Source organism: Micromonospora globispora, assembly GCF_003857015.1.
GTDB classification, from domain to species: Bacteria; Actinomycetota; Actinomycetes; order Mycobacteriales; family Micromonosporaceae; genus Micromonospora; species Micromonospora globispora.
In genome coordinates, this window is record NZ_QGGF01000463.1 from 1 (window position 1) to 4858 (window position 4858).

The window sequence follows — 4858 nt, forward strand, 5'->3', positions numbered from 1 at the left end:
CCGGCCCGCCGAAGTTCGGTGACGGCCCGCTCACTGTCCGTGCGGGTTCCGACGAATCGCCCAATCCCGGCGTCGGGGTGGGTCCGGACAGCCCCTCGTCGGCCGGCGGCCGGACCACGTCCCGCTGCTCGGGCAGCGGCGGGGTGAAGACCGTGCGATCCAGCCGCAGCACCTCGGGCGCCGGGTCGACGGCCCGCACGCCGGGCCGGACGGCCAGCCCGCGCAGCGCCTCGGGCGTGGACCGGACCACCGCCGCGTACACGCAGGCGCAGCCGGCCCGGTACGCCGCCGCCTCCGCGGCCGAGACCTGCCCGCCGGTGTCGTACACCCGACGCAACTCGGGGTCGGCGGCGCCGCTCGGGGCGGCGGCGCGCCCGCGGTAGTCGGCGGCCTCCCGGTCCTTGCGCGCGGCTACCTCCCCCATCCCGGCGACCACGTCGTCGGGTACCTGGATCGCGGCGATCCGGACGATCTCGGTCTGCCGGCCGGGCCGCGGTACCCGGGCGATCACCGCCGAGACCGGCACCCCGCCGAGCGCCGACGCGAGCCGCTGCGGGGTCAGGTACGCCGAGAAGGAGACCAGGGCCCAGGTGCCCTCGCCGGCCGCCGCCGGCGAGCCGGCCGTCAGCCGGGCCAGTTCCTCGGCGGAGGCGCGCAGGTAGGCCGCGATGGGGTCACCGGTCGCCACGCCGACCCGGGTCACCTCGCCCACCGTGCGGTCCCCCACCGGCTCCCGCCGGCCCACCCACACGGTGGCCAGCAGGACCGCCGCCGCGCCGAGCAGCGCGGCCCAGGTGAGCAGCCCCGACCTCGACCGCCCGCGGCGCTGCCCGGCCGGGCGCGGCGGTTCATCGGCGGACACGGTGGCAGGTCCCCTCGTCGGAGGTCGGTGGGTCGGCGCGATGATCAGTCGCGGAGGATCTCCAGCGCGCGCGCCAGGTCGTCAGGGTAGTCGCTGACGAAGCTGACCTCCTCGCCCGTGCCGGGGTGCAGGAAGCTCAGCGAACGAGCGTGCAGCCACTGCCGGCTCAGCCCCAGCCGCGCCGACAGGGTGGGATCGGCGCCGTAGGTGAGGTCGCCCACGCACGGGTGCCGCAGGGTGGAGAAGTGCACCCGGATCTGGTGAGTGCGCCCGGTCTCCAGCCGGACGTCGAGCAGGCTCGCCGCCGGGAACGCCTCGAGGGTGTCGTAGTGGGTGATGCTCGGCTTGCCGCCGGAGACCACCGCCCAGCGGTAGTCGTGGTGCGGGTGCCGGTCGATCGGCGCGTCGATGGTGCCGCGCAGCGGATCGGGGTGGCCCTGCACCACGGCGTGGTAGCGCTTCTCCACCTCGCGGTACTTGAAGGCCCGCTTCAACGCGCTGTACGCGTGCTCGCTCTTGGCCACCACCATGATCCCGGTGGTGCCCACGTCGAGCCGGTGTACGACGCCCTGCCGCTCGGCGGCGCCGCTGGTGGAGATCCGGTGGCCGATGGCGGCCAGCCCGCCGATCACCGTCGGGCCGGTCCAGCCGGGGCTGGGGTGGGCGGCGACGCCGACCGGCTTGTCCACCACCACGATGTCGTCGTCGGCGTAGACCACCCGGAGCCCGGGCACCGCCTGCGGGACGACGGTCGGCGGGGCGACCGGCGCGGGCAGGGTCACCTCCAGCCAGGAGCCGGCCTTGACCTTGTACGAGTTGGCGCGGACCACGCCGTCCACCAGCGCGTCACCGGCGTCGATCAGCGCCGCCGCCGCGGTCCGGGACAGCCCGAAGAGCCGGGACACCGCCTGGTCCAGCCGCATCCCGTCGAGACCGTCGGGCACCGGCAGGGAACGGTGGTCGCCGCCGGCGGCGAAGACGGAGGTCATGCCCGCCCCCGCTGCTCGCTGCCGGTGGCCGCCTCGTCGGCGACCTCGGCGGTGCCGTCCGGCTCGGCGTCGGCGGCCCGGCGACCGTCGCGCTGCCGGCCGGTCAACTCCAGCAACACGGCCAGCGTCACGCCGCAGACCAGCGCGCTGTCGGCCAGGTTGAACACCGGCCAGACCTGCCCGTACGGGTCGAAGAGGCTGACCATGTCCACCACGTGCCCGACGAAGTGGCCGGGCGCCCGGAAGATCCGGTCGGTCAGGTTGCCGAGCGCCCCGCCCAGCACCAGACCGAGGGAGATGGCCCAGGGCAGCGACCGCAGCCGCAGCGCCATCCAGGCGATCCAGCCGATCACGCCGATGGTGATCAGCGGGAAGACCCAGGTGTGGCCGGAGCCGATGCTCCAGGCCGCCCCGCTGTTGCGGGTCAGGGTGAAGTAGATGGTGCCGCCGAGCAGGGACACCGGCCCCCGACCGGAAAGCGTCGACAGCGCGAGCTGCTTGGTGAGCAGGTCGGCCAGGAGGGCGACCAGGGCGACGCCGAGGAGGACCCCGACCGCCCTGCGTCGGGGCGTACCGCCGCCCGACTCAGCGGTGCCGGATCCGGCGGGCCGTGCTGCGGTCATCTGCTCCCCATCGACGCTCTCGGCGGTGATCCCTCACCGTCTCCACTGACCGCCGGGGAGCGGACCTCAGCGCCGCTCCTCCAGCTGCTTGCAGGTCACGCAGAGGGTGGCCGACGGGAAGGCGGCGAGGCGCTCCACCGGAATCGGGTTCCCGCATCGCTCGCACCAGCCGTAACCACCCTCGTCGAGCCGCTCCAGGGCCCGCTCGACCTGCGTGATCCGCTCCTTGATGCTGTTGGCGAGTGAGATCTCCTGCTCCCGCTCGAACGTCTTCGTCCCGGTGTCGGCCTGGTCGTCCCCGGCCGAGTCGGTCAGCCGGTCGCGCTGCAGCTCGGTGATCTCGCTCAGCGTCTGATCGTACTCGGCGCGCAACTCGTCGCGCCGCGCCGCCAGCGCCGCCCGGATCTTCTCGGTCTCCGCCGCGCTGCGGGTGGCCTTCGCCACCGGCTTGCGGCCGGCGGTCCTGGTGTCGGCTGGCTTCGCCATCGTCAGCTCCCTCAGCCGCGGTACGCGGCGGTCAGCGGTGCCTGAGCAGGGGTCGCCGGCCTGGCGTCCCCCATGTACAAAACGGGCGCGCGGCGAGAGGGCCGCGCACTCCGGAGGGTGGCAAGAATACGGAACGTACAGGCGTCCGACAACGTGCCGCACCGTCGCGCCGTATTTCAACCTCGAATGCCCACCAATCGGGCAGAGGGAACGCTAGCAGATTATTCGTCCCGGTCCTCGCCGTACTCGCCAAACCATCGGGCCAGCCGACCCCGCCGGCTCACCGCCCGCAGCCGCCGCTCCACCTCGTCCCGCACCTCCGCGGTGGCCACGATGAGCAGGCTGTCCCCGACCTTCAACCGGGTGTCCCGCCCGGGTACGAAACCCGCCCCGTCCCGCAGGACCAGGGTCACCGACGCGCCCACCGGCAACCGCAGCTCGTCCACGTGCACCCCGCCGAGCCGGGAGCCCGGCGGCACCTCGACCTGGAGCAGGTCCGCTCGCATCCGTTCCAGCGGCGCCGTCTCCACCCGGATCTCCGCCGGCTCGGCCGGGGCGGTCACCCGGAGCCGGCGGGCGGCCGGCGCGAGGGTCCCCGCCTGCAGCAGCGTGAAGATCACCACCAGCACGAAGACCGCGTCGAAGAGCCGGTCCGCCCCCGGCACCCGCTCCGACAACGGGATGGTGGCCAGCACGATCGGCACCGCCCCGCGCAGCCCGGCCCAGGACAGGAACGCCTGCTCGCGCAGGTTGAACCGGAACGGCAGCGCGGCGACCGCCACCGACAGCGGCCGGGCGGCCAGCACCAGGGCCAGGCCGGCGACCACCGCGGGCAGCACCGCGGCGTCCAGCCGGCTCGGCGAGACCAGGAGCCCGAGCAGCACGAAGAGGCCGATCTGGGCCAGCCAGGCCAGCCCGTCGGCGAAGCCGAGGATGGCCTGCCGGTGCGGCAGCCGGGCGTTGCCGAGCAGCACACCGGCCACGTACACGGCGAGGAAGCCGGAGGCGTGCAGCACCGCGCCGGCGGCGTACGCGAGCACGGTGAAGCCGACCACCGCGATCGGATAGAGGCCGGCCGAGGGCAGGGCGGCCCGGCGCAGCGCGTACCGGCCGGTGATCCCGGCCGCCACCCCGACCGCGGCACCGACGCCCAGTTCGTACCCGACCAGCAGGACCTCGTACCACCAGGGGTGGCCGGCCGGGGCGCCCCGGGACAGCAGCACCACCAGGATCACCACCGGGGCGTCGTTCATGCCCGACTCGGCCTCCAGCGTGGCGACCAGCCGGGGTGGCAGGCGCAGCCGGCGCAGGGTGGCGAAGACGGCGGCCGCGTCGGTGGAGGAGAGCACCGCGCCGTAGAGCAGCGCCAGCCGCCAGTCCAGGCCGAGCAGCAGATGCACCGCGAGCCCGACGACCACGATGCTGACCAGCACGCCGAGCGTGGAGAGGGCGGCGGCCAGGCCGAGCACCGGACGCAGCGTGCTCCACCGGGCGCTCAGCCCACCCTCGGCGATGATCACGATCAGCGCGCAGAAGCCGAGGATCCGGGTCAGCTCGACGTCGTCGAACCGGATACCCAGTCCCGCCTCGCCGATCGCCACGCCGAGCGCGAGGTAGACGAGGAGACTCGGCACCCCGAGGCGGGTGGAAAAGCGCACCGCGCCCACCGCCACCAGCAGCACGGATGCGCCGAGCAGCAGCGCGAGATCGAGCTCGGGGGTCATCTGCGGCCGGCCCGAGCGGTCCTCACTCGGCCGATCCGTCGCGCAGTCGACGAAGCACGTCCGGCAGCTCCGGGGCCGGACGCTCGACCAGGAAGAGCTTGTCCCGGCTGGCCGCGCCGGTGCGCAGCGAGACCGCGGCCGGGCGCACGCCCAGCGCGTCGGCCAGGGCGCGGC

The 4858-nt window shown here is 74.5% G+C and carries 5 protein-coding genes and 1 pseudogene; all 6 read right to left on the minus strand.

The features are described 5' to 3' along the window. Window positions 1-862, minus strand: an 862-nt coding sequence (locus DKL51_RS24860; RefSeq protein WP_124812561.1) for a hypothetical protein, incomplete at its 3' end; no start/stop codon positions are given. A 44-nt stretch (window positions 863-906) separates the two neighbouring features. Continuing rightward, window positions 907-1851, minus strand: coding sequence for an RluA family pseudouridine synthase (locus DKL51_RS24865; RefSeq protein ID WP_109965242.1), 945 nt, complete (start codon window positions 1849-1851; stop codon window positions 907-909). Next, window positions 1848-2474, minus strand: a complete 627-nt coding sequence (gene lspA / locus DKL51_RS24870) for a signal peptidase II (RefSeq protein ID WP_109965241.1) — start codon at window positions 2472-2474, stop codon at window positions 1848-1850. The genes DKL51_RS24865 and lspA overlap by 4 nt, the downstream gene beginning before the upstream one ends. 66 nt (window positions 2475-2540) lie before the next feature. Further along, the gene (locus DKL51_RS24875; RefSeq protein ID WP_109965240.1) at window positions 2541-2960 is read right to left on the minus strand and encodes a TraR/DksA family transcriptional regulator; all 420 of its coding nucleotides are present in this window, start codon (window positions 2958-2960) and stop codon (window positions 2541-2543) included. Between the two features lie 221 nt (window positions 2961-3181). Continuing rightward, entirely contained in the window at window positions 3182-4684 is a 1503-nt protein-coding gene (locus DKL51_RS24880) for a potassium/proton antiporter (protein ID WP_109965239.1), read from the minus strand. A gap of 22 nt (window positions 4685-4706) precedes the next feature. Continuing rightward, a pseudogene (locus DKL51_RS36655) lies at window positions 4707-4858 on the minus strand (DUF167 domain-containing protein); the annotation flags it as partial.